The following is a 25,310-nucleotide window of genomic DNA, read 5'->3' as shown; positions in this document are numbered from 1 at the left end:
TTCTTCTGGGTGCCTTGCGAGGCGGGGGCCAGCGGGGAGATGTAGTGCGGAGGGAGTTCGAGAAGCGCTAATTACATGAAAGGGGTTTCATGTGGCGCAAGGAAGGTATGGGCTGGATGAAAAAACGGCGAATGCCCGCGCCGTAACGCATGGCATTCGCCGTTCGTGGCGATCGGGAACGATCAGAACTTGTGGCGGATACCGACCATTGCCATGGTCTGGTTGTTGCCCACTGCGTCGTTGCCGAAGTCGCCCATCGAGGCCGTGGCCGTCGTCAGAGTAGTGAGGCCACTGGTCGAGTTGTAAGCCACCGTGTTGCCCGATGCGTGCTGGTAGCCTGCGAGCACGTAGACGTCGGTACGCTTGGACAGGAAGTAGTCGCCGCCGAGGCTGACCTGGCTGTAGGCAGCGTTGACACCGTTGCCATAGCCCTTCGTGTAGTCGTAACCGACACCGAGGATCGCAGCCGGCGTGACCTGATAGTTCAGGAATGCCTGTCCGGTGTTGAAACGGCTGGTGCCTTGAACGTTCGCACCGGTGCTGTTCGTAAAGCCGTAGTTTGCGTATTCGACGTTGCTGTACGCGATGCCGAACGTGACCGGGCCAAACACGTAGTCGCCGGCAGCACGGATGATCTGCTGCGAGTTGGCGCCGCGGAAGCCGCCAGTGATCGCCTGCGAATCGAACTGGGCGCCAGAAACGCCTGCACCCGAGTTGAACGTATCAAACGTCGAGTTGCCGCCGGCGTTGTTCGCGCGGAAGTAGCCAGCGCCGAGGCCGAGCGGACCATGGTTGTACGCAGCCGCCACAGCGATCGTCTGACCCGCGCCGGTGCTGCCAGGCACGCCGCCGAACGCGTACATTGCGCCGATCTGCAGGCCGGCGAAGTTCGGGCTCGTGTACTTGACCGAGTTGTTCGTACGATAGCTGTTATCGTAGTTGTCCATGTCGCCCGGGGTGGCGAACGTCGGACCGAACGCACCGTCGTTGGTGAGCGGCTGGATCAGGTCGATCAGCGGGTCGTACTGGCGACCCAGGGTGAAGGTACCGCCCTGGTTCGAATCAAGGCCGACATAAGCCTGGCGACCGAACAGACGGTCGCCCTGACCGCTCGCACCGGTATTGACATTGAAGCCGCTTTCGATCTTGAAGATTGCCGAGAGGCCGCTACCCAGATCTTCCGTGCCCTTCAGGCCCCAGAGGTTCGGCGAGAGGTTACCCGGCGAGAGTTGCCACGTGCCGCCCGACTTGCCGTCGGCACCCTTCTGATGGCTGAAATACGCGATCGAGTCGTCGAGCGCGCCGTAGATCGTGACGCTGCTTTGTGCATGGGCTGCAGTTGCTGCGAAAGACGCCAGCGCAGCTGCGGCGAGAGCGATTTTTTTCATTGACGGATCTTTATAGTGAGTTGCGGTTGTCAGTGAGAGCTTCATGAAATTGCGGCCCGCCCGGCGAGCCGAATTCAGCGGGATTATCCGTAGATGCCCTGGTTGGTCAAATTCTAGGACCGGAAATACTGAATTTCAAGAAACGAAATCGCTCGATTGCCCCGGCGGGCGGGGCGTGCACGCCCATGCTGCGCACGCCCTTGTTGTTTTATCGCCACGACCCGCCGGGTCATTTACATCAGAAAATCGTGCGGAGGCCACCTGCAGCGATGTAGTTGTTCGTCTGGTAGTGGTTCGTCCAGTTGCTGAACTCGGCGCCGTTGTACTTCGAGAACATGTAACCGGCATACACGTCGGTGCGGTGGCTCAGGTGGTAGTCAGCCAGAACCGAGTATTGCAGCTGGTTGCCGCCGTACTGGTTGGCATTGCCCATCTGCTGCGTGTCATAGAAGCCAACTGCCACGTCAAACGCCGGCGTGATCTTGTAGTCGCCGCCGAAGAAGTACACGTTGTTGACCGACGTGAAGCCCTGGTTCGATACCGTACCCGAGTAGCCGAAGTACGAAACCGTCGAGCCCGGAACGTCCGGATCGCTCGGCGCACTGAGGATGTAGTGCTCGTAGCCGCCCTTGACGGTGAACGGACCATACGAATACTTCGCGGCGACCATGAAGTCTTCGTCGTTGGTGAGCGTGAGCGAACCGACGTTCAGGCCGAGCGCGGCGCTGTTTGCCGCATTCGCGCCGGTCAGGCCACCAGAGTGGAGAGCATCGCGCGCCTGGTAGTACGTTGCCTGAAAGCCCATGCCGTAGGCTTCATAACCGAGGTTCGCGCCGAAGGTCGAGCCGTCGCCGAACTTGCCGGCGATGCCGCCGAAGCTGTACGAAAGGCCGAAATTAAACGGCCCGTAATGGTTCACGTACTTGATGTTGTTATCCGTCCGCGAGCCTTCCGTAATGCCGCCTGCCGAATACGAACCCGAAAAGCCGAGGGGCGAGAACAGCTGCGCCGCGAACATCGGGTCGTAGTTGGTGATGGTGTCGTAACCGAGCGTCGTCGTGCGGCCAAGCGAGATCGCACCGTATTGATCCTGCTTCAAGCCAACGTAGGCGCCACGGTTAAACAGCTGGCCGCTGAGTGCCGAGGCCACACCGACCGTGTTGTTCTGGCCGGCGAGCGAGCCTGCAGCGTTGTTGATGCTGCCGGTTGGCACGTTGATCCCCGATTCGAGGTCGAAGAACGCGCTCATTCCGCCGCCGAGGTTTTCGTTTCCGCGGATACCCCAGCGCGAATCCGAAATACCGCCGTTGAACATGCCCCAGACCGGGTTCTTGAAAGCCGTGCTGACCTTGTTGACCGGGTTCACGGTAGCCGGGAACGTGGCGCTGCCGTTTGCGCTATGCTCGACCACGCCAACCGCGACGTCCAGAATGCCGTACAGCGTCACGCTATTGCTGTCGTCGGCGTGCGCGACGCCTGCGATCGGGCCCAGGGCCAGGGCTGCTATCAGGTACTTCTTGTTCATGGAAACGATGCTCCTCGTTTTGAGTGTGGCTGAGTGAGAGAATTGCTGAGGACTATTTATTAGTGGTTGGACTGAACGAATCGCGTGGTTCGGCTGTCCGCGCCGGGGAGAACCTTCGGCGACGTGAAATATAGCCAGGGCTTTCACTGGTAAGCAGATGAAATCGACTGAAATTCAGTTTTTCTGAATTTGCGTTGTGTCACTTCTACATTGTCATATTTCTGATATGTAACAACAGGGCCCTGGAAACGTTTCCGTAAGAGGGACGTAAAGGGCTTGTCGGGCCGGTGGCGCAAACCTTTGCGCGCTTTTTGCTTGCGGCGGCAACAGCATGACCGGATACGGTTGCCGCAACCTTGACCCATCCCGACCGACCGGCGTGACGTCTCTGGAACGGCAGATTCGGAGCGATCGGGGCAACTTATGTTAGGGATTTATCAGCCGGAACTCCGTGACGCCCGGCAAGAAGGGCGCTATGACGAGGCACGCAGCATGCCGTCCTGATTCGATATGATTGTAACGACAGTTGTCACGATCGTTTCATCGGTATAGGATGAATGCAAGTAAACCAGCACGGTTTGATGTGCATTGCACAAATTCGCACTCCAGCCTATGTCAGACGTCTCAATGAACTCTCTTGTCGTGTTGCGGGGGGCGCCTGCCGGGCAACCTGCGCACATGGCGCGCAATGTCGGCGTACCGTTCGACGCCGCGTGGGTCGAGCCCCTGCGTGTCAATCTCGCCGCCGTCGAGCGGCGTACCGCCACCCTGGGCACGCGCCGCACCGTAAAGAAGGACGCGCAAGCCGCGTGGCTGCTGAAGGCCGTGACCTGCATCGACCTCACGACGCTCAATGGCGACGACACCGAAGGCCGCGTGCGGCGCCTGTGCATGAAGGCGCGCCACCCGGTGCGCGCCGATCTGCTCGAAGCGCTCGGCATGACGCCCAATAGCATTACGACGGGCGCGGTGTGCGTCTATCACCGCTTTGTGGCAGCCGCCGTGGACGCGCTGGCGGGCAGCGGCATTCCCGTCGCCGCCGTCTCGACCGGGTTTCCGGCCGGCCTGAACCCCCACGAGCTCAAGCTCCGGGAGATCGAGGCTTCGGTGGCGGATGGGGCGGACGAAATCGACATCGTCGTCACGCGCGAGCATGTGCTTACCGGCAACTGGCGCGCGCTTTACAACGAGGTGCGCGAGTTCCGCGCGGCGTGCGGCGACGCTCACCTGAAGGCGATTCTCGCCACGGGCGACATCGGCGTGCTCTCGAACGTCGCGAAGGCCTCGATGGTGTGCATGATGGCCGGTGCCGACTTCATCAAGACGTCGACCGGCAAGGAAGGCACCAACGCGACGCTCGACGTGTCGCTCGTGATGGTGCGCATGATCCGCGAGTATCGCGAGCGGACGGGCGCGCTGGTGGGCTTCAAGCCTGCTGGGGGCGTCTCGAACGCGAAGACGGCGCTCGCCTATCAGATCCTCATGAAAGAGGAGCTGGGGCGGCCCTGGCTCGAACCCGATCTCTTCCGCTTCGGCGCGTCGAGCCTGCTCGCCGACATCGAGCGCCAGCTCGAACATCACGTGAGCGGACGCTACTCCGCCTTCAACCGTCACCCCGTAGCCTGAGCAGACAACACCGATGAGCGTAGCCGAGTATTTTCGATCGATGGATTACGGTCCCGCCCCCGAGGACGATCAGCCTGTGCGCGCCTGGCTTGCGCAGCACGACGCGTCGTTCGGGCACTTCATTGACGGCGCATGGCGCGAGAGCGCCGGCGGCGCGCGCTTCGAGGCGCGCGAGCCGGCGACGGGCGAAGTGCTGGCGAGCATCGCCCAAGGCGACGCGGCGGACGTGGACGCAGCCGTTGCCGCGGCGCGCGCCGCGCAGCCCGAATGGCAGGCGCTGGGCGGCGCGGGCCGCGCACGGCACCTCTATGCGCTCTCGCGCATGGTTCAGCGCCACAGCCGGCTTTTTGCCGTGCTCGAAGCCCTCGACAACGGCAAGCCGATTCGCGAGACGCGCGACATCGACGTGCCGCTCGTGGCGCGTCACTTTCTGCATCACGCGGGATGGGCGCAGCTGCAGGACAGCGAATTTCGCGAGTGGTCGCCGCTGGGCGTGATCGGGCAGATCGTGCCCTGGAATTTCCCGCTGCTGATGCTCGCGTGGAAAGTGGCGCCCGCCATCGCGCTCGGCAACTGCGTGGTGCTCAAGCCCGCCGAATACACGCCGCTCACGGCGCTGCTCTTCGCCGAGCTCGCGCACCGCGCCGGCCTGCCGAAGGGCGTCCTCAACGTCGTGACGGGCGACGGCCGTACCGGCGCCGCGCTCGTCGAGCACCCGGACGTCGACAAGATCGCGTTCACGGGCTCGACCGAGGTGGGGCGGCAGATCCGCTCCGTTACCGCGGGCTCGGGCAAATCGCTCACGCTGGAGCTTGGCGGCAAGTCGCCGTTCATCGTCTTCGACGACGCGGACCTGGACGGCGCGGTGGAAGGCGTCGTGGACGCAATCTGGTTCAACCAGGGGCAGGTGTGCTGTGCCGGCTCGCGCCTGCTCGTGCAGGAAGGCATTGAAGAGCGGTTCCTCGCGAAACTCAAGCGCCGCATGGCGACGCTGCGCGTGGGAACCTCGCTCGACAAGGGCATCGATATTGGCGCGATCGTCGATCCGGTGCAGCTCGAGCGGATCGAAACGCTCGTCGAGGCAGGGCGGCGCGAAGGCTGCGACGTTTGGCAGCCCGAAGGGGTCGCACTGCCTGCGGGCGGCTGCTTCTACCCGCCCACGCTCGTTACGGGCATCGGGCCGGCGTCCACTCTGGCCCAGGAAGAGATTTTCGGACCCGTGCTCGCGGCCATGAGTTTTCGCACGCCCGACGAGGCCGTAGCGCTCGCGAACAACTCGCGCTACGGGCTGGCGGCGAGCGTCTGGAGCGAGACCATCGGCCGCGCGCTGGACATCGCGCCGCGTCTGGCCTGCGGCGTCGTCTGGATCAACGCGACGAACCTGTTCGACGCGGGTGTGGGTTTTGGCGGCTATCGCGAGTCCGGTTTCGGCCGCGAGGGCGGGCGCGAAGGCGTATTCGAGTATCTGAAGCCCGCGGGCTGGAGCAAGCTGCCGCTGCGCGCGGCGCCTGCGCCGCGTCCCGCAGCGGGCAGCGGCACGCGCGGAACGGCTGCGGTGGAGCGGCTCGACCGCACGGCGAAACTCTTCATCGGCGGCAAGCAGGTTCGCCCCGATAGCGGCTACTCGCACACGGTCTATACGCCGGACGGCGACTGGGCGGGCGAGGTGGGCGCGGGCAGCCGCAAGGACGTGCGCGATGCGGTCGCGGCGGCGCGCGGGGCGCTCAAGTGGACGCAGATGAGCACGCACGGCCGTGCCCAGGTGCTCTACTACCTCGCGGAGAATCTGAGCGCGCGGGCCGAAGAGTTCGCGTACCAGCTCGCGCGCCGGGCGGGGTACGACGTGCGTTCGGCGGCGCGCGAAGTGGAGATGTCCATCGAGCGCCTCTTCTACTACGCCGCCTGGGCCGACAAATACGACGGCGCCGTGCACACGCCGCCGCTGCGCGGCGTGGCGCTCGCGATGCATGAGCCGCTTGGCGTGGTCGGCATTGTTTGTCCTGACGAAGCTCCGTTGCTCGCGCTCGTTTCGCTGGCCGCACCGGCGCTCGCGATGGGCAATCGCGTGGTCGTGCTGGCGAGCGAGGCATCGCCGCTCGCGGCCACGGACTTTTATCAGGTGGTCGAAACGTCGGACGTGCCGGCGGGCGCGCTCAACATCCTGACCGGCGAGCGCGCGGCGCTGCTGCCGGCACTCGCGAAGCACGACGACGTGGACGCGCTCTGGTGCTTCGGGCAGGCGGCCGATTCGACGCTGGTGGAGCGCGAGTCGGTCGGCAACCTGAAGCGCACGTTTGTCGATTACGGCCGGCAGGTTGACTGGTTCGACCGCACGAGCGCAGGATTGCCGTTCTTGCGGCATGCAGTACAGGTGAAGAACATCTGGATACCGTACGGCGATTGAGCGGCTTCGAAACGAAGAAAGCCGTAACGCCTGAATCGGAGGAGACAACATGCTGAAGAATCTAGACCCGCTGCTGAACGCCGACGTGCTGCACGCGCTGCGCGCGATGGGGCACGGCGACGAACTCGTCGTCTGCGACGCGAACTTTCCCGCCGATTCCGTTGCCCGCGCAACGGTGCTCGGCAAGCTGCTGCGCATCGACGGCGCCGACGCGCCGCGTGCCGTGCGCGCCATCCTCTCCGTGCTGCCGCTCGACACCTTCGTCGAAGCACCCGCCATGCGCATGGAAGTGGTGGGCGAGCCCCATGCCATTCCGGCAGTGCAGCGCGAGGCGCAGGCCGAAGTCGATGTCGCCGAAGGCCGGCCCGTGCCGTTCGCGCCGATCGAGCGCCACGCGTTCTACGCCCGCGCCCGCGGGGCCTATTGCGTGATCGCCTCCGGCGAGGCGCGCGGCTATGGCTGCTTCATTTTCACGAAGGGTGTGCTGCTCGCACCGGATGCGCCAGGTGCGACGGAGCCGGGCAAATGAGCGGGCGCGTCGTCATTCTCGGCATTTACGTGACCGACCTCGCGTTTCGCGCGAGCCGCATGCCGCTGATCGGCGAGACCATCGCAGGATCGGCATTTGCCATGGGACCGGGCGGCAAGGGTTCGAACCAGGCCGTCGCGGCGGCGCGCGCCGGCGCGCAGGTGGTGTTCTGCACGCGGCTCGGCAACGACGCGTTCGGCGAGATCGCGCGCAAGACCTGGGCGGACGAGGGCATCACGGCGCGCGCGAAGGCCGTGGATCACGCGGCGACGGGCGCGGCCCACATCTTCGTGGACGAAACGACCGGCATGAATGCCATCATCGTCGCGGCGGGTGCCGCGGGCACGATGGAGGCTGCCGACGCGGACGCGATCGAGGCCGATATCGCCGCCTCGCAGGTATTCGTCACACAACTGGAGCAGCCGCTGGCGGCGGCGCGGCGCGGGCTCGAACTCGCGCGCCGGCACGGCGTAAAAACGGTGTTCAACCCGGCTCCCGCGATGTCGCTGCCCGACGACATCTTTCCGCTCTGCGATTACGTGACGCCGAACGAAACCGAAGCGACCGCGTTGACCGGCATCGAGATCCGTGACGCCGCCGCCGCGCGCCGTGCTGCCGACGTCCTGCTGCAGAAGGGCGCGGGCGCCGTGATCGTGACGCTGGGCGAAGCGGGCGCGCTCTTTCACACACGCGGGAAATCGGTACTGCTGCCGGCGTTCCGTTGCGGCGCGGTGGTGGAAACGGCCGGGGCCGGCGACGGCTTCACGGGCGGCTTTGCGGCGGCGCTGGCGCGCGGCGACGCGCCGCTGGAGGCCACCCGTTTTGGTTGCGCGCTGGCGGGCATTTCCGTGACGCGGCCGGGCACGGCGCCTTCGATGCCCACGCGCGAGGAAGTCGACGCGCTGCTCTCCCGCACGCCGGCCGCGGCGCACTGACGCCACCCAGGTCATGGCAAAGGACGACGTCTCATGAAGTCATCTTTACTCGCAAGGTGGTTCGGCGACCGGCAGTTGAACTTTCTGCTGGTCGTGAACCTGGTCGTCGTGCTCGTGGCGATCTGGCTCTCGCACGGCCTCTTCGTCGGCATCGACAATCTGCAGTCGATGGGCGCGCAGTTGCCCGAGATCGCGCTGCTCGCGCTCGGCATCATGCTCTCGATGCTTTCCGGCAACGGCGGCATCGACCTCTCGGGTGTGGGCCTCGCGAACCTCTCGGGCATGATCGCGGCGCTCGTGGTGCCGAAGCTCGTGAGCGGCGACGATTCGCCGGTGCTCTACACCGCGCTTTTCTGCGCGATTGTCCTCGGCATGGGGCTGATCGGCGGGCTGCTCAACGGCATCGTGATCGCGCGGCTCTCGCTCACGCCGATTCTCTGCACGCTCGGTACGCAACTGCTCTTCACGGGTTTCGCGGTGGCGCTCAGCAATGGCGCTTCGGTGCACGTCGACTACGTCGAGCCGCTTGCCGACATCAGCAACGGTACGTTCTTCCAGGTACCGATATCGCTCATCCTCTTCGTCGCCGTCGTCGTGCTGCTCGGGTGGCTGCTCAGGCGCACGCCTTTCGGTCTGCGTCTGTACCTGATGGGCACGAATCAGCGCGCCGCGTTCTATGCGGGCATTCCGCGCGCCCGCATGCTCATTACCACGTATACGATGTGCGGCGTGCTCGCCTCGCTCGCGGGGCTCGTGAGCGTCTCGCACACGCTGAGTGCGAAATGGGACTACGGTAACTCGTATCTGCTGATCGCGATCCTGATCGCGGTGATGGGGGGCGTGAATCCCGCAGGCGGATATGGCCGCATCATCTGCGTGTTCTTCGCGGCCACGGTCCTGCAGTTTCTGTCCAGCCTGTTTAATCTGATGAACGTTTCACAGTTCTTCGGCGACTGCGCCTGGGGTTTCCTGCTTCTGCTTTCGCTCGCGTTCGCGGGCGGCGAGCGGGTGCGCTCGATCTTCGGCCTTGCATCGGCACAGCCCGGCGCGAAGCCGCGATCGACCGGCTGAAGGCGGCGCGAGGGTTCACGCTGGCGGGCCTCGAGCCTCGGAGGCCCGCCGCCATTATTTCCGGGGCGAAAGCGAAAAAAAAGGAGACATGCGACATGAAGTTCAAACGACTCAGCGTAGCGCTTACCGCGTGCGCGCTGGCTGCGGGCCTCGCCGTCGCGGCGCACGCGGCCGACAACGTCACCATCGTGACCGTGGTGAAGGTGACCGGCATCAGCTGGTTCAATCGTATGGAAGAAGGCGTGAAGGAGTTCGGCCAGCAGAATCCCGGCGTCACGGTCTATCAGACCGGCCCCGGCCAGGCCGACGCCGCCCAGCAACTGAAGATCATCGACGACCTGATCGCGAAGAAGGTGAGCGCGATCGCCGTCGTGCCTTATGACCCGCCCACGCTCGAACCGGCGCTCAAGAAGGCGATGGATCGCGGCATCAAGGTGGTCACGCACGAGGCCGACAACGAGAAGAACACGATGGTCGACGTCGAGGCGTTCGACAACTCGGCCTACGGTGCCGCGCTCAACGACCGCCTTGCTTCCTGCATGCACAACGAAGGCAAATGGGCCACGCTCGTCGGTTCGCTCGGCAGCCGCTCGCAGGTGCAGTGGGCCGATGGCGGCATCGACAACGCGAAGAAGAAGTATCCGAAGATGGAGTTGGTCGAGAACAACCTCGAAACCAACAACGATGGCGAGCGCGCCTATGAAGTGGCGAAGGAAGTGCTGCGCAAGCATCCGGACCTGAAGGGCTTCCAGGGCTCGTCCTCGCTCGACGTGATCGGTATCGGCCGCGCCGTCGAAGAAGCCGGCCTGCAGGGCAAGATCTGCGTCTACGGTACGGGTCTGCCGACCGAGGCCGGCAAGTACCTCGAAAGCGGCGCGATCAACGGTATTGCCTTCTGGGATCCGAAGCTGGCCGGTATCGCGATGAACAAGATCGCGTTGATGCTGCTTCAGGGCAAGACCGTGGAGAACGGTGCGAATCTTGGCCTGCCGGGCTACGAGAAGGTCACGGTGACGAAGGGCCCGGGCAAGGGCATCATCGTGCGCGGCCAGGGCTGGGTGAGCGTCGACAAGTCGAACTACAAGCAGTACAACTTCTGATCGGAGAAGCGGGCGCGCGACGCGGCGTCGCGCGCCCTGTGGCAACGTCACGATGGTGAGTCAGGACATGGCTTCAGAACCGCTATTGCAGGTGCTGGGCGTGCACAAGCGTTTTACGGGCGTGCACGCGCTGCGCGGCGTCACGCTCACGTTCGAGCGCGGGCAGATCTATCACCTGCTCGGCGAGAACGGCTGCGGCAAGAGCACGCTCATCAAGATCATTTCCGGCGCGCAGCCGCCCGACGAGGGCGAGCTCGTGATCGACGGCGAGCGTCACGCGCGGCTTTCGCCGCTCGAATCGCTCGCAGCCGGCATCGAGACGGTTTATCAGGACCTCTCATTGTTACCGAACATGAGCGTGGCCGAGAACGTGGGTCTCACGACGGAGCTGGCCGAGCACGGCGGGCGCCTCGCCCGCACGTTCGATCGCCGCGAGCTCGCGCGCACGGCGGCGCGCGCATTGGGCGCCGTCGGCCTGCCGGGCGACGCCGATTTTCAGGCGACCCTCATCGAGCAGTTGCCGCTCGCGACGCGCCAGCTCGTGGCGATCGCGCGCGCCATTGCGAGCGAGGCGAAGTTCGTCATCATGGACGAGCCCACCACGTCGCTCACGCAAAAGGAAGTGACCAACCTGATCGCCGTGCTCGGCCAGTTGCGTGCCAACGGCGTGACGGTGCTGTTCGTGAGTCACAAGCTCGACGAATGCTATGCGATCGGCGGCGAGGTGATCGTGCTGCGCGACGGCCAGAAAGTCGCGCAGGGACCGATCGCCAATTACACCAAGGCGCAGCTCAGCGAAATGATGACGGGGCGCCAGTTGTCGCTGGACCGCTATCGCGTCGATGCACCCGCGGGCGAAGTGCTGCTCGACGTGCGCGGCCTCGGGCGGACGGGACAGTTTCGCGACGTCTCGTTTTCGCTGCATCGCGGCGAGATACTCGGCATCACGGGCCTGCTCGATTCGGGCCGCAACGAACTGGCGCGCGCGCTGGCGGGCGTCGCGCCGGCCGACAGCGGCAGCATCGTGCTGGATGGCCGCCCGGTCAGGCTCGCCACGCCTGGCGACGCGAAGCGCGAGCGCATCGGCTACGTGCCCGAAGACCGCCTGAACGAAGGCCTCTTTCTCGACAAGTCGATACGCGACAACGTGATCACGGCGATGATCGGGAGCCTGCGCGACCGCTTCGGCCAGGTCGACCGCGCGCGCGCCCGCGCCATGGCCGAGGACACGGTGAAGGAGTTGCAGATCGCCACGCCGAACGTGGACAAGGCCGTGCAATCGCTTTCGGGCGGCAACCAGCAGCGCGTACTGATCGGCCGGTGGCTTGCCATCGACCCGCACGTGCTGATCCTGCACGGGCCGACCGTGGGCGTGGACGTGGGGTCGAAGGACATCATCTATCGCATCATGCAAGGTCTCGCGCAGCGTGGCATCGGCATCCTGCTCGTGAGCGACGACCTGCCGGAACTGCTGCAGAACTGCGACCGCGTGCTGATGATGCGAAAAGGACGCGTTGCCGAGGAACACCGTGCCGAGAGCCTGACCGAAGCCCAGCTCTATCGCGCGCTCCTCGCCGAAGCCGCATGAAACCCGCGTTACCGTGGCAGGAACCCGTATGAGCATCAATCAGACCATGAGTTCTTCCGATACCGTCGAAGTGGCGCGCGAGGCGCCCTCGCTCAACTGGCGCGCAAAGCTCGCGCGCAATCCCGAGTGGTTCACGGCCGCGCTGATCGTGATCACCTGCGTGGTCGTCGCCTCGATCAATCCGCGCTTTCTGCAGTGGGCGACGCTCTTCGACCTGCTCCACTCGGCCACCACCACCTCGCTCTTCGCGCTCGGCACGCTCGTCGTGCTGGCTTCGGGCGGCATCGACGTGTCGTTTACGGCCATCGGCGCGCTCACGATGTACGCGATCACGAAAGCCGTGTTCGCCTGGTGGCCCGATGAGCCGTTCGTGCTGATCCTGCTGACGGGTGCGCTAGGCGGCATCCTGCTCGGCCTGATCAACGGCGTCATCGTGCACCGGCTGCAGGCGCCCTCGCTGATCGTGACGATCGGCACGCAGTATCTGTATCGCGGGATTCTGCTGACCTTCGTGGGCACGACGTTCTTCATGAACATCCCGCACAGCATGGACCATTTCGGCCGCATTCCGCTCATGGCGTACCGCACGGTCGACGGGCTGGACGCCGTGCTGCCGATGTCGGTGCTCGCGCTCCTGGCGGGCGCCGTCCTCACCTGGTGGCTGCTGAATCGCACGATGATGGGGCGCGGCGTGTACGCGATGGGCGGCAGTCCGGCGATAGCGGAGCGGCTGGGCTTCAACCTGCGCGCGATCCGGCTCTTCGTATTCGGCTATACGGGATTTCTCGCTGGCGTGGCGGGTATTCTGCATGTGTCGAACAACCGGCTCGCCAATCCGTTCGATCTGGTGGGTTCGGAGCTCGACGTGATCGCCGCCGTGATTCTGGGCGGCGCGCGCATCACGGGCGGCAGCGGCACCGTGGTCGGCACGCTGATGGGCGTCGCGCTGGTGACGCTCATCAACAACGTGCTGATTCTCGTGGGCGTGCCCAGCACCTGGCAAAAGGTGATTATCGGCGCATTCATTCTCGTGGCCGGCACGCTGTTCGCCTTGCGCCGCCGCGGCTGAGACGCCGCGCGGCTGGCCGGCAAGGATGCCGGTCACGGCCGGTAGAGAGGTGCAGCGGAGGCAGAGGGGACAGACGGGCAGCGGCTCAGGCGCTACGCTTGCGCGGCTCTTCGCCCTTCTCGGTGATGATGGAGTCGAAGTCGTTCATCTGCGAAAAGCGCCAGGCCTTCACCACGCCGTACTTGCTCGTGTCGACGACCAGATGGCGCTCGACCGCGCTTGCCATGGCGGCCTGCTTGATCGCCACTTCGTGAAAGTTCCAGCAGGTCACGCCGCGCGTGACGTCCATGCCGCCCGCCGAAATGAACGCCTTGTTGATGCCCATGCGGCGCAACATCTCCAGACTCTCCTCGCCGGAAAACGAATCCGACGACGGCACATAAACCCCGCCCATCAGAATCATGCGCACGTTGTGCATGCGGCGCAGCACCTCCGCAACGTTTAGCGAGTAGCACACGGCCGTGATCTGCAGATGCGAGGGAATGAGGCGCGCGAGCGCGGCTAGCGTGGTGCCGCAATCGATGAAGATGGTGTCGTTTTCGGCGATGAGCCGTGCCGCATGCGCCGACGCCTGGGCCTTGGCCGGCGCGAAATGGTCCTTCTCCGACTCCAGCGAGTAGCCGACGGCATTAGGCACGTCCGCGGCGCTCACGATGTAGCCGCCGAGGTAGGTGAATCGCTCGGGATTGGCGGCAATATCGCGCCGCACCGTCATTTCGGAGACGCCAAGCAACGAAGCCGCATCGCGCAGATGCATGACGTTGTGTTTGGCGAGCGCGTCGGCAAGCGCCTGCAGCCGGTTCGTTTTGGCCATGTGCGGGGTGAACGCGGCGCCCGCCTCGGACGGCTTTGCCGCAGTTTCGTTGCTGTTCCGTCGCAGTTTCGTGCGGCGTTAGATTTGTTTCGTACGCTTGATCGAATTATAACAAGCCGGACGACTTGCCGATAGTCGTGTGAACGCGCAGACGTTGCAGAACGTCTGCGCGCGAGGGGGAGGTGTGGGCCTGGTTGTGCGAACGAACCCTACTGCGATGCACGCGGCAGTCTGGACAGGAGCGAAGCGAGCACGGTGCGTAGTTCCGTCGTGCCGAAGCGGCGCTCGCTGCGGTCGCTTTCGACGTCGATCTTGCCGGTGTTGTAGACGTCATAAAGGTCGGTAATGAGGCGCGCGTGATTTTCGCTGAGTCCCGCACGCAGCAGCGTGGGTGTCCATGCTTCGCGCGGCAACGTTTGTGCCCTGATCGACTGTCCGCCGAGTTCGCTCAGCGTCGCAGCGATTTCGTTCACGCTGACGCGTCGGGGCCCCTCGATGCTCACGATGCGTAGCGGTTTGGCGCGTGGCGCATCGAGCAGCAGCCCGGCCGCGACCGTGCCCACGTCCTCGGCCGAGACGGTCGGGATCGCACGCGTGAGCGGGTGATGCAGACTCGGCAGAATGCCGGATGCCAGCGCGGCCGGCAAAATTCTTGCCCAGTTCTGCATATGTTCCGCCGAACGAAGAAGGGTCAGGTGCGGCGCGACGTGCATCAGCCGTTGTTCGAGGTAGTGATAGAGGCCCGTAATGCCGGTGTTCAGGGGGAGTTCCGCACCATAGTCCGAGATGGCGAGGACGACCGGGGGCGGGTTGGCGCGCAGTGCGCCGGCTGCGGCGTCGATCATCTGGCGCATCGTCGTTTCGGGCTGCGTATCGCCTTCCGGGACGGGGCAGAGCATTTGTACGGCGCCGGCGCCCTCAAGCGCCGCTGCGACCGATGTAGCGTCTCTCAGATCGGCGAGAGCGATTTCACAGCCCAGCGCCGCGAGACGGTCGCCTTGATGCGTGTGGCGCACGACGGCGCGCACACGCTGGCCGGTTTTGCGCAATGCGCTCGCGCTCGCATATCCCGCACGGCCCGATGCTCCGAAGATGACGAACATGATTCGATCCTTGCTGACGTGGTGTGAGTGGATCATAGAGACGCGGGATCGGTGCGGCGCGCAGGAACGGATGAAATCGCGCACGGAAGGATGGCGCGTGACGCGCGCCGCTTTCGCGTTTCGTTGCGGTAGCCGCGAGGGATCATTAGACTGGCCGCAGGCGCAGCGGCACCGTAGCCGCCGGCTTTGTACGGGACCGGAGGCAGCATGGACGCGCGGACGGCAGATTCGAACCGGGAAGCGGGCGCTCGCACGAGCCTGCGTTCCAGTTCCAGACTGGGCTGGCAAGGATTCGGCGCCGAGCTGCTGGCCATTTCGGCGGGGCAGCATCGTATTCCCGCGGCGGATCATCACCGCATCGGGGTGCATGTGGGCTCGCCCGTGCGGGCCAACTGTGCGTGCGACGGCCGGCACGTCGCGCGCCTTCAGGCGCACGGCGATGCCGACGTCGTGCCGGCCGGCCTCGACGGCGTCTGGACCGACGATGCGGACTGCACTATTCTGCGCATCTGGTTCGAGGAGCCTTTTGTCCGTACCATCGCGGAGCAACTGGACGGCCGCCGCGCTGGCGCGCAGATCTGGCCGCGTTTGCAACTGCGGGATCCTCGTCTGCAGTATCTCGCCTGGACGTTGCAGGCCGAACTGGAAGCCGGCGAGGTCTCGGACCCGCTTTTCGCCCAGAGCATAGGCACGGCGATCGTGGTGCGACTGCTCGACGGCGCATCGCTATCCCGTGGCCGGCGTTCCATGCTTGGCGCGCGCGCGGCGGCGCGCGTCACCGATTACATCGAAGCCTGCCTCGATCAGCGGCTCACGCTCGACGAACTGGCCGCGCTCGTGGATATGAGCGTGCCGCATTTCAAGGTGCTCTTTCGCGAAACGCTGGGCTTGCCGGTGCATCAGTACATCGTGCGCCGTCGCGTCGAACGCGCGCGAGCGCTTCTGGTGGAGGGCGAATTGAGCCTGAGCCAGATCGCCCTGGAAGCGGGGTTCGCGCATCAGAGCCATATGGCGCACTGGATGAATCGTCTGCTGGGTTTGACGCCGCGAGAAATCGTCAGGAATTCGAAGTAGGCGCTGCCACCGGCTTGCCCGGACCGCGAAGCCGCCTTTCACCCCTTCGGTCGAGCCGCCGGATCCCCCTTCTCCTCCGTCGCTCCATTAAACATTTCTTCATTTTGCTGCGGATTTCGCGCGAAGTGCGCCCCTCTATCCTTGCCTTACGAGATGTAACGCGATTCGGACCGGTGCCGCAAGGCCGACGGATTGATCCATGGCGCGGCCGGCTGGCCGTAGAGGAGAGTGAAATGAGAACACGCTGGAATGGAGTATGTGCTGCGCTGACGCTGTCGATGTCCGCCCTCGCGCAGGCACAGGGCGTGCCCAGTACGCCGGTTGCCGGGCAGGCCGATACGGTGCAGCAGGCCGCGGCTACCGTAACGAGCAACGGCCCGCTGACGCGGGCGCAGGTGTACCAGCAGCTTGTGCGGGCCGAGCGCGACGGGCAGCTTCAGATGCTCAACAAGACGATCTACGCGCACCACTGAGCGCGACGTTTGCATCCGTTGTGGCCAGGCGGCCGCGTGTTGCAACGGAACCCGCATTGCGGCCGTTAACCCGAGATTCGATTTCATGAAATCACGTATCGTCACTTATGTCTTGCGCGCGGCAGTTTGCGTTGCGGCAGTGGCTGCCATGTCCGGATGCGCAAACCTGAATCCGCAGCCGAACGGTCCGGGAGATTGCGTCGGGCCGCCGGACTTCTGCCAGCCGTTCTTCGGCTCGTGAGCGATCCTGAAAGTGAGGGGCGCATCGGGCGGATTCATCACGAACGAGGTGCCGCGCGTCGATGGAGGCGCTCGCCTCGTGTGAGCGGTACGCGGCGTCGAGGCTGCGCGCGCGGGTTAATGCGCGGCGGCGTGGCACACCGCCTCGACGCGATTGCCCGCAGGGTCGAACAGGAAAGCTGCGTAATAAGCGGCGTGATAATGCGGGCGCAGCCCGGGCTCGCCGTCGGAGCGGCCGCCGTTCGCGAGTCCCGCGGCGAAGAACGCATCCACCTGGGCGCGCGTCGCGGCCTTGAAGCACCAGTGCCGCTTGTTCGTGCCGATGGCGCTCGCGTCGAGATAGACGGCAAGACACGTGGACGCCGTGTCGCCCTGCGAGCAGCGTTCGCCGTAGCCCAAGGCTTGTGGGCGGTCATAGACCTTCGCGGCGTCCAATGCGCCCATGATGGCGTCGTAGAACGGCCGGGCGGCGTCGAGATCGGGCACGCCGATCGATACATGGTCGAGCAGTTGCATGGGGTGCGAGCGAGGGTAGAGGGAGTAATCCCCATTCTATCGCCGGCTATCGCACCATCGGGACGCTCAACCGGCAGTGCGCATCGCGAGACTCATGCGCGCGGTTCCGGCGCGGGCGTTAAATGCTTCCCGTACGGGGCCGGACAGGGGGGCGACGAATTCGGACGACGTCAGCGTCAGCGGGTCGACCGGCCGGTCGTTGATGCGCGTTTCGAAGTGCAGATGCGGTCCGGTTGTGGTTCCCGTGCGGCCGACATAGCCGATCAACTGGCTTTGCTCGACGCGTTGCCCAGGTTTGAGCTTGCTCGCGTACGCCGATAGATGCCCGTAGTAGGTCGAATAGCCATCGGCGTGATGCAGCACGATATGTTTGCCGTAGCCCAGCCTGTCGGTTGCCATCTCGACGGTACCGGCTGCGGCCGCGTAAATTGGCGTGCCAACCGGTGCAGTCAGATCGACGCCCTTATGAAAGCGCAGTTCGCCGTACACAGGATGCTCGCGCATGCCGAATGGCGAACTGATGCGGCGATAGTCAAGCGGCATCGCGAACCGGTTGTCGGCAAGTGGCATGCCTTCGGGCGTGTAGTACGCGCCGTGAGCCGCACCCGGAGCGGCAAACCATAACGCGTCGTACGTCTGTCCCTGGCTTCTCACTTCGATGGCTTCGATGCGCGGCTCCGCTGGGCCGTCTGGCGTGTCCATCACGATCCTGTACATGTCGCCCGCCTGCGCACGTGCGTCGACGTCGACGCGATGGCCGAAAATCCGACTAATCTGCGCGGCGACTTCGGCGGGAAAGCCGGCCTGCGCGAGTGATGCGCGTAGCGTTGAGTCAACCGGAACACCGCCTGCCCGGCCAGCATTGTTAAGCACTCCAGAACCTATGGCGCTGCTGGGCGTCGTCGTTTCCGTTGTTTGCGTGAACGCACTCGCGCCGCCCAGCGGTGTCACGCGGCCGGACCATTGATGTCCCCCGTTGGATACACCACGGTTCGCGAGCAGGCGCATCGACTCCAGGACCGAGCAAAGCGCATCGGCAGCGTGCTCGTTGGGCGATATCGGCATCCTGGATGCCGGGATTGAAGAGACTGGGCCGAATGCCGGCCTGTCATTGGACCATCGGGTAACCGGTCCGGTGCATACACCACCGCTGCCTGGTAACGATGACCAGGCGTTCTTGATGAAATCGGTCGGCCGTGTGACCGGCAACGTGCTTTGCGCGACGAGGCGCGGCTGGGCAAATCCCGTAGCCTGGCTGAACGCGTCGAATGCAGCCGCGGCCGACGCGGCTCCCGGAGCAACTGTCGCAACGATGCACAAGGCTGCCAAAGCGATAGTGCGAGGGATTGTCTTGCGCCTGATCGTCAGGGAATGATCGGTCGCGGTGGCAATCGGCTGCTGCCGGACAAGGGATGAGCTTGAACAAATCACGTCGGGATCTCGCGGTTAAAGCAACGGGTTGACGGCATGAACGGCCGGACGTGTAGCGGGCCGGAAACAGCACGTGGCGATCGAACTGGCCGAAAAGCGTTGGAGGCACGTTGATCGTTCGCCAGGTCGCCGCGGTACTCGTACGCGGGTGCGGATACATGCTCTGCCCGAGAGATCCGAAACTCAGCATGGGCGAATGCACAGGGAGCATTCGACGGACACGGTTAATACGAGACAGACATCAGGATAGCCAGCCCGGCCTGCTGCCGACATAGGACTTTATCGGGATATTGCGCGGATGCTTCGCTGCGGCAGTTCCGCGGCTTTGCTATGGGCAGGCATCCTGAAACTGGAAGCGGGAATGAGTGCGGCAGGCCGCCGCAGCCCGTGCACTTATAGGACTAGTTCGGTGTTTCTGGCGTGAACGTAAGCCTATTCTGACATCCGTCTCGAAAACAACCTTGCCGGAGAAATGCCATGAGCCCACGTTCACTGCTTGATACGTTGCGTCTGCTTCGTCGTGCTGCCGCGCAGATCGTGCCGGAAAGCTCGCTTGCCGTAAAACCCACGGACCGCCTCGTTCAGGGCGCCGCGCTGCTTTGCGGCACGCTGCTCTTCGTGCCTTTTCTGATCGGCTACTTCGTTGCGTGCAACGGCCGGTAACGTCCTTTGACTGGACCGGGGAATATCCGTGAGCCCGTATCTACTGCTTCAAATTTCCAATCTCATGAACTACCTCGATACGAAGATCAAGGCCACCGATTTCCTGGGTGCTGCAATGGTCGCTACGAAACCGGCCCGTGCCGCGACCGGGTTCATTCGACAGAACAACAGCAACCTCATGGATTTTGCCTGTGCTGTCGGGTGTGCCACGTTTTCGATGGGCGTATTCGTCGGTGTCTATTTTTTGCTCGACAGTCTCTGATCGCATTCGACGTGGGGCATCAGAACCACGTGTCCTGCATATCCAGCGTCGTACGGTCGAGCGTCGCGAGCAGATCGAATTGCGGCGCGGTCTTCGGCAGCTCCCATGCGAAGAAATACTGCGCGGCTGCGAGCTTGCCGCGATAGAAGTCCGCGTCCGGTGCGCTAGTCTGCATGAGTGCGGCGCGCGCCGCCAGTGCCTGTTCGAGCCAGATCCATGCTATCGCGACGTGGCCGAAGGCTTCCAGGTACACCGAAGCATTGGCGAGCGTCACCGTGACGTCGCCTGCCGACCACAGCGTCTGCGTGACCTCGACGAGGCGGCGCAGTGCGGCATCGAGCGCTTGCGCATGCGCGGCTTCGGTCGCCTTTCCGCCTGAGCGGGCGCGGTCGAGCGTGGCCTGCACGCGCTGCACGAACAACTTCAACGCCGCGCCGTTCTCGATGACCACCTTGCGGCCAAGCAGGTCGAGTCCCTGGATACCGTGCGTGCCTTCGTGGATCGGATTGAGACGGTTGTCGCGGTAGAACTGTTCGACGTTGTACTCGCGCGTGTAGCCATAGCCGCCGTGAATCTGGATCGCGAGGTCGTTGGCCGCGAGGCACCACTGCGACGGCCAGCTTTTCGCAATCGGCGTGAGCAGGTCGAGCAGCAACGTGTACGGCGCGCGTTCGGTGTCGTCGACTATTGCCTGCGCTTCGTCGATGAGCTTCGCGCAGTAGAGATTGAGGGCGAGCGCGCCCTCCACGTAGCTTTTCTGCGCAAGCAGCATGCGGCGCACGTCCGCGTGCTCCATGAGCTTGACCTGCGGCGACGCCGGATCTTTGCCGCCGGCGCCGAGCGGCCGCCCCTGCGGGCGGTTGCGCGCATAGTCGAGCGCATGCAGGTAGCCGGTGTAGCCCAGCATCGTCGCGCCGAGTCCCACGCCCACGCGCGCCTCATTCATCATATGGAACATGCAGGCGAGGCCCTGGTGCGGCTTGCCCACGAGATAGCCGATCGCGCCTGCACGGCCGCCCGGCGTGTACTTCGTGCCTTCGCCGAAATTCAGCAGGCAGTTGGTCGTGCCGCGATAGCCCATCTTGTGATTGAGGCCCGCAAGCACGACGTCATTGTGCTCGCCGCGCGAGCCGTCCTCGTTGACGAGGTACTTCGGTACGACGAAGAGCGAAATGCCTTTTACGCCGGGGATCAACTTGCCGTCCGGGCCGGGGATCTTCGCCAGCACCAGATGCACGATATTTTCCGAGAGCTCGTGCTCGCCGCCCGAGATCCACATCTTGTTGCCGCGCAGGCGGTATTGCGCACCGAGCGGCGATTCGCCCTCGTATTCGGCGCGTGTCGCGACGTCCGAGAGCGAGGAGCCCGCTTGCGGCTCGGAAAGGCACATGGTGCCGAAGTAGCGGCCTTCGAGCTCGGGGCGCACGAAAGTGTCGATCTGCTTCTGGCTGCCGTGGGCCAGCAGGAGGTTGGCATTGCCGATCGTGAGGAACGGGTAGGCACTCGTACCCACGTTGGCCGCCTTGAACCAGGCGAAGCCCGCTTTCTCGACGACGACCGGCAACTGCATGCCGCCGTATTCGTAATCCTGGCCGGCCGCCATCAGGCCCGCCTCGCAGAACGCCTTCAGCGCGGTTTTCACTTCGGGGATGATCGTGACGGTCTCGCCGTCGAAATGCGGTTCGTGCTGGTCGTTCTTCTTGTTGTGAGGGGCGAACAGATCGGTGGCGATTTTTTCGCAGGTGTCGAGCGCGGCGTCGAAGGTCTCGCGCGAATGATCCGCGTAGCGCGGGATGCGCGTGAGGCTTTCGACGTCCAGCCATTCGTAGAGCAGGAAATTCAGGTCACGGCGGGAAAAGATCAGCGACATGGCGCACGCTCGCAAAAATAATCGGTTCCCGCGAGCGTACACAAAATAGAACGATCGTGCTATTGGAATTTTGCCGGGGCTTCACTTCGCGGCCATGTTAGCCGGATGCGGCGCGAGCGCGGCATCGAAAAAGGTCAGTGCGCGGGCGGCGGTCGCCTCATGAACCGCTTCACGGTCGACACCCGGACCGTCCTTGCAGATCGAGGGCAGACGTTGCACCCCAGCGGGCAGGCACACGTCGATGAACGTGTAGTGCGACGCCCCCGGCAGCATCAGCAGGCTTGCTTGCGGCAGGAAGCCCGCAATCCGCTGGACGTTGGTGGCGGGTGGCGCGGTGGTGTCATTGACGCCGGCGGCGAGGGCCACCGGAATGTCGACGGTGGCGAACGAATCGGCGTCGAAGGCCTCGCCGAGCGCTGGCGCGATGGCGAAAACAGCTTTGACGCGCGGGTCGCGATACGAATCTCCGGCGTGCGCCATCGACTCCTTCATGGCGGAGGTGGGCGGCGCGCTCAGGCTTGGGCCGCCCGCTTGCCGTTTCGCTTCGGGCGGGCTGCAGATTGCGTCGGCCGCGGGCGAACTGCAGAAGGCCTCGAACGCCGCGAGATGCGTGCGGGCCCCGGCCAGTTCCAGCACCGTATAGCCGCCCAGCGAGAAGCCGAGGGCGCCGATTCTTGCCGCGTCGATGCGCGGCCCGAAGACCGGATCGGCAACCAGGCTGTCGAGCATTTCGCTCACGTCGGTGGCGCGTTCCCACCACAGCAGGAAGCCTTCGCGCGTGAGCGGCTCGAGCGCGTTGTTGCCCGGGTGGTTGACGCCCACCACGATGTAGCCGTGTGCCGCGAGCGCGGCGGCAAGCCAGTCTTCGTCGCTCGCCGTGCCCCCCGTACCGTGCGAGAGCAGGATCAGGGGATAACGCGTTTGCGCATTCGAAGGCGCGTTCGCCTGCGCGACCGGGTGGCCGCGAAAGACCGGATTGTCCGGCGGGCCGAATCCCCGGGGCGCTTCGGGCACGCTGAGGTCGACGGGGTACCAGATCGTCGTGACGAGCCGTTCGGTCTTCGCGCCACGCCAGTTGCGCGCGACAGGTGGGGTGAATGCGCGCTGTGCTTCGCCGACATGATAGGGCGCGCCGGTGTCGGGGGTGTCCGCCCGGGCCGCGTCGGGTATTCCGCCCAGCGCCGCAAACAGCATCGCCGACAAGGCGGCGAGCAGGGCCGCGACAGGCGCGAAACGGCCGTTGCTGCGGGGCATTGGTTTGCTTCGCGTACGCTGGCTTGAGTGAGTCGTGCCGTCTGAACGGTTTCTCATGTGGCTCTCAATTTTATCGATCGGTATCGGGTCTGCGCCGGGTCTGTGCAGGTGTCCGATTCTATTGAATCCGCCCCGTGTTCGGCACGGGCGCGGACAGGCTGGCGCGACTGCATGAATGCTCTACCTGTTGCGGTGCGGCTCATGCTATCGTGCAGCCGCCGCGGGGTGGCAATGACAGGGCCAATAAGGAGAGCCAACAGTGATGACCGTGCTGGGCTGCATCGTCGAGAAGCACAATCCCTGGATCGTCCTGATCGCCGTGCTGATATGCGGGGCGGGGTCGTGGGTCACCGCACGGCTTGCATTGCGCGCGTTCGTTTCCGCCGGCATGCAGCGCGCCGGCTGGATCTTCCTCGCGAGCATCTCCTCGGCCGTCGCGATCTGGTGCACGCATTTCGTCGCCATGCTCGGCTTCGAACCGGGCGTGCCCGTGGCGTTCGATCCGGTACTGACCATCGACTCGCTGTTCATCGCGCTGGCGGGCAGTTTCGCGGGCTTCGCCATCGCCACGAGCCGCTGGAGGCGAGTCGCGCCCGCTCTCGGCGGCGCGGTGCTCGGGCTCGCCGTGGCGCTCATGCACTACACCGGCATGCTGGCGTATCGCGTCGAGGGCGCCGTCGGCTGGAACTCGACGTATCTCGTCGCCTCGGTCGTGCTTTCCGTCGGCTTTGCCGCCTGGGCGCTGCAGCATGCGGCAGCGCGCGGGCCGGACTCCGCGCTTGGGGTGTCGGCGCTGCTCGGGGTTGGCATCGCCGCGCTGCACTTCACCGGCATGACCGCTTTCGAGGTCGTGCCCATGACGATTCCCGGCTCGTTCTCCAACCCGTCAGCGCTTCACGCGCTGGCGCTCGCAGTGGCCGGCATGGCGTTCATCATCGCGGGCGCGGGGCTCGTGAGCTTCCTGCTCGACGATTCCGTGCGCGCGGAGTCCGTCGAGCATCTGCGGGTGATGGCGATGAGCGACATGCTCACCGGCCTGCCCAACCGCGCGAGCTTCAACGAACGGCTCGACCTGGAACTCGCGCGTGCGCAGACGGAGCCAGGCAAGATCGCGCTGATCGGCATTGACCTGAACCGCTTCAAGGAGATCAACGACCTGCGCGGCCACCACGCGGGCGATGAAGTCCTGCGCATTCTCGCGCGGCGGCTCGCGAGTCTTGTCGGCGACGGCGAATTCGTGGCGCGCGTGGGCGGCGACGAATTCGCGGCGATCAAGCGCTTCGGCACGCGCGACGATCTGGCCGAATTCCTCGAGCGCCTGGAGACAGCGTTGTTCCGGACGATCCGCTACGACGACTGGGAAGTCGTCTCGGGCGCGAGCCTCGGCGTGGCGGTTTATCCCGATGACGCCACGACGAAGTCGGTGCTCATCAACAATGCCGACCTCGCGATGTACCGCGCGAAGGCGGACCTCACGCACGCGGTGTGCTTCTACGAGCCCGCGATGGACGAGATTGCGCGGGCGCGCCGCACGCTGGCCGCCGATCTGCGCGATGCGCTGTCACGCGACGAACTCAGCGTTCACTACCAGGTGCAGACGTCGGTTTCGAGCGGCGAGATCTGCGGCTACGAAGCGCTTCTGCGCTGGGAGCATCCGCGCCGTGGTTTCGTACCGCCCTCGGAATTCATCCCGATCGCCGAGGAGAACGGCCTGATCCTCAACATCGGCGCCTGGGTGCTGCGCGAGGCGTGTTCGCGCGCGGTGTCGTGGACGCCGCCGTACAAGGTTGCGGTGAATCTCTCGCCGGTGCAGTTCGCGCATGCGGATCTGCCGAAGCTCGTCGAGGACGTGCTGAGCGAGACCGGTCTTGCGCCCGCGCGGCTGGAACTGGAGCTGACCGAATCGACGATCTTCGCCGACCGCGAGCGTTCGCTGAAAGTGCTTCAGGAAATCAAATCGCTCGGCGTGAGCGTGGCGCTGGACGATTTCGGCACGGGCTATTCGTCGCTCGATACGCTGCGCTCGTTCCCGTTCGACAAGATCAAGCTCGACCAGTCGTTCGTGCGGGAGACCGAATCGAACCGCCAGACCACGGCGATCATTCGCGCCGTGCTGGCGCTCGGCAAGAGCCTCGGCATTCCGGTGCTGGCCGAAGGCATCGAGACCCGCGACCAGCTCGCGCTGCTTGCCGGCGAAGGTTGCGATGAAGTGCAGGGCTTCCTGCTGGGCCGGCCGGCGCCGCTCAGCCAGATCGTGGCGAGCGGCCAGCTTTCGCTCGACGTCGCGGGACTCCAGCAGGCCGCGGCGGGTTGACGAGGCGGCCGCGGCCGCGTTAGGCGCGCTACGCCCTGCGCGCCGCGCGGCACGCAGGGCA

The 25,310-nt window shown here is 64.8% G+C and carries 22 protein-coding genes; 14 read left to right on the top strand and 8 right to left on the bottom strand.

What is annotated here, in order from left to right; all coding sequences use genetic code 11:
• Window positions 1-182: 182 nt before the first annotated feature.
• Together WJ542_RS31685 and WJ542_RS31680 are read right to left on the bottom strand one after the other, a co-directional pair.
• Entirely contained in the window at window positions 183-1,388 is a 1,206-nt protein-coding gene (locus WJ542_RS31685; RefSeq protein ID WP_411193471.1) for a porin, read from the bottom strand.
• A 238-nt stretch (window positions 1,389-1,626) separates the two neighbouring features.
• Window positions 1,627-2,913 (bottom strand): porin, encoded by a 1,287-nt coding sequence (locus WJ542_RS31680; protein WP_411193470.1) that lies wholly within the window; start codon window positions 2,911-2,913, stop codon window positions 1,627-1,629.
• 627 nt (window positions 2,914-3,540) lie between these two features.
• On the opposite strand from WJ542_RS31680, the gene deoC reads away from it, so the two are divergent.
• The 8 genes from deoC (at window position 3,541) to WJ542_RS31640 (ending at window position 13,235) form a co-directional block, all read left to right on the top strand.
• Window positions 3,541-4,539 carry a deoxyribose-phosphate aldolase gene (deoC, locus tag WJ542_RS31675; RefSeq protein ID WP_411193469.1) on the top strand — a complete coding sequence of 333 codons (999 nt, stop codon included), beginning with the start codon at window positions 3,541-3,543 and terminating at the stop codon, window positions 4,537-4,539.
• Window positions 4,540-4,552: 13 nt separating this feature from the next.
• Window positions 4,553-6,943 carry an aldehyde dehydrogenase family protein gene (locus WJ542_RS31670; RefSeq protein ID WP_411193468.1) on the top strand — a complete coding sequence of 797 codons (2,391 nt, stop codon included), beginning with the start codon at window positions 4,553-4,555 and terminating at the stop codon, window positions 6,941-6,943.
• A gap of 49 nt (window positions 6,944-6,992) precedes the next feature.
• Window positions 6,993-7,472 carry an RbsD/FucU family protein gene (locus tag WJ542_RS31665; protein WP_027794928.1) on the top strand — a complete coding sequence of 160 codons (480 nt, stop codon included), beginning with the start codon at window positions 6,993-6,995 and terminating at the stop codon, window positions 7,470-7,472.
• On the top strand, window positions 7,469-8,407 hold the full coding sequence (gene rbsK, locus WJ542_RS31660; RefSeq protein WP_411193467.1) for a ribokinase: 939 nt from the start codon (window positions 7,469-7,471) through the stop codon (window positions 8,405-8,407). The genes WJ542_RS31665 and rbsK overlap by 4 nt, the downstream gene beginning before the upstream one ends.
• A gap of 33 nt (window positions 8,408-8,440) precedes the next feature.
• Complete coding sequence (locus WJ542_RS31655; protein WP_411193466.1) at window positions 8,441-9,478, top strand: ABC transporter permease; 1,038 nt, start codon at window positions 8,441-8,443, stop codon at window positions 9,476-9,478.
• A 95-nt stretch (window positions 9,479-9,573) separates the two neighbouring features.
• Entirely contained in the window at window positions 9,574-10,578 is a 1,005-nt protein-coding gene (locus WJ542_RS31650; protein WP_411193465.1) for an autoinducer 2 ABC transporter substrate-binding protein, read from the top strand.
• A 67-nt stretch (window positions 10,579-10,645) separates the two neighbouring features.
• Window positions 10,646-12,166 carry a sugar ABC transporter ATP-binding protein gene (locus tag WJ542_RS31645; protein WP_411193464.1) on the top strand — a complete coding sequence of 507 codons (1,521 nt, stop codon included), beginning with the start codon at window positions 10,646-10,648 and terminating at the stop codon, window positions 12,164-12,166.
• Window positions 12,167-12,194: 28 nt separating this feature from the next.
• Window positions 12,195-13,235 carry an ABC transporter permease gene (locus tag WJ542_RS31640; protein WP_411193463.1) on the top strand — a complete coding sequence of 347 codons (1,041 nt, stop codon included), beginning with the start codon at window positions 12,195-12,197 and terminating at the stop codon, window positions 13,233-13,235.
• Between the two features lie 85 nt (window positions 13,236-13,320).
• Here the strand turns inward: WJ542_RS31640 and WJ542_RS31635 are convergent, their stop codons facing one another.
• On the bottom strand, window positions 13,321-14,049 hold the full coding sequence (locus WJ542_RS31635) for a DeoR family transcriptional regulator (RefSeq protein ID WP_411193462.1): 729 nt from the start codon (window positions 14,047-14,049) through the stop codon (window positions 13,321-13,323).
• 209 nt (window positions 14,050-14,258) lie between these two features.
• Window positions 14,259-15,152, bottom strand: coding sequence for an NmrA family NAD(P)-binding protein (locus WJ542_RS31630; RefSeq protein ID WP_411193461.1), 894 nt, complete (start codon window positions 15,150-15,152; stop codon window positions 14,259-14,261).
• Between the two features lie 207 nt (window positions 15,153-15,359).
• Here WJ542_RS31630 and WJ542_RS31625 point away from each other — a divergent pair, with 207 nt between their 5' ends.
• Both WJ542_RS31625 and WJ542_RS31620 read left to right on the top strand, forming a co-directional pair.
• On the top strand, window positions 15,360-16,226 hold the full coding sequence (locus WJ542_RS31625) for a helix-turn-helix transcriptional regulator (RefSeq protein ID WP_411193460.1): 867 nt from the start codon (window positions 15,360-15,362) through the stop codon (window positions 16,224-16,226).
• A 233-nt stretch (window positions 16,227-16,459) separates the two neighbouring features.
• A complete protein-coding gene (locus WJ542_RS31620) occupies window positions 16,460-16,699 on the top strand; it encodes a DUF4148 domain-containing protein (protein ID WP_411193459.1) in 240 nt (79 codons plus the stop codon).
• Window positions 16,700-17,056: 357 nt separating this feature from the next.
• Here the strand turns inward: WJ542_RS31620 and WJ542_RS31615 are convergent, their stop codons facing one another.
• Entirely contained in the window at window positions 17,057-17,455 is a 399-nt protein-coding gene (locus tag WJ542_RS31615; RefSeq protein ID WP_411193458.1) for a VOC family protein, read from the bottom strand.
• 66 nt (window positions 17,456-17,521) lie between these two features.
• Window positions 17,522-18,463, bottom strand: coding sequence for a M23 family metallopeptidase (locus WJ542_RS31610; protein ID WP_411193457.1), 942 nt, complete (start codon window positions 18,461-18,463; stop codon window positions 17,522-17,524).
• A 40-nt stretch (window positions 18,464-18,503) separates the two neighbouring features.
• Here WJ542_RS31610 and WJ542_RS31605 point away from each other — a divergent pair, with 40 nt between their 5' ends.
• The 3 genes from WJ542_RS31605 to WJ542_RS31595 all read left to right on the top strand — a co-directional run bounded on the left by WJ542_RS31605 (window position 18,504) and on the right by WJ542_RS31595 (window position 19,811).
• Window positions 18,504-18,830 carry a hypothetical protein gene (locus WJ542_RS31605; RefSeq protein ID WP_411193456.1) on the top strand — a complete coding sequence of 109 codons (327 nt, stop codon included), beginning with the start codon at window positions 18,504-18,506 and terminating at the stop codon, window positions 18,828-18,830.
• Between the two features lie 533 nt (window positions 18,831-19,363).
• Complete coding sequence (locus WJ542_RS31600; protein ID WP_411193455.1) at window positions 19,364-19,549, top strand: hypothetical protein; 186 nt, start codon at window positions 19,364-19,366, stop codon at window positions 19,547-19,549.
• 64 nt (window positions 19,550-19,613) lie between these two features.
• Complete coding sequence (locus WJ542_RS31595; RefSeq protein WP_411193454.1) at window positions 19,614-19,811, top strand: hypothetical protein; 198 nt, start codon at window positions 19,614-19,616, stop codon at window positions 19,809-19,811.
• A 19-nt stretch (window positions 19,812-19,830) separates the two neighbouring features.
• On the opposite strand, the gene WJ542_RS31590 is transcribed toward WJ542_RS31595, so the two are convergent.
• A complete protein-coding gene (locus WJ542_RS31590; protein WP_411193453.1) occupies window positions 19,831-21,681 on the bottom strand; it encodes an acyl-CoA dehydrogenase in 1,851 nt (616 codons plus the stop codon).
• A gap of 81 nt (window positions 21,682-21,762) precedes the next feature.
• Entirely contained in the window at window positions 21,763-22,935 is a 1,173-nt protein-coding gene (locus tag WJ542_RS31585) for an alpha/beta hydrolase family protein (protein WP_411193452.1), read from the bottom strand.
• Window positions 22,936-23,197: 262 nt separating this feature from the next.
• Between WJ542_RS31585 and WJ542_RS31580 the strand changes: the two genes are divergently transcribed.
• A complete protein-coding gene (locus WJ542_RS31580) occupies window positions 23,198-25,249 on the top strand; it encodes a putative bifunctional diguanylate cyclase/phosphodiesterase (RefSeq protein WP_411193589.1) in 2,052 nt (683 codons plus the stop codon).
• The last annotated feature ends 61 nt before the right edge of the window (window positions 25,250-25,310 follow it).

The sequence above is a fragment of the Paraburkholderia yinzeri genome, assembly GCF_046581065.1.
Taxonomy (GTDB): domain Bacteria; phylum Pseudomonadota; class Gammaproteobacteria; order Burkholderiales; family Burkholderiaceae; genus Paraburkholderia.
This window is presented reverse-complemented; position numbering and strand designations above follow the sequence as displayed.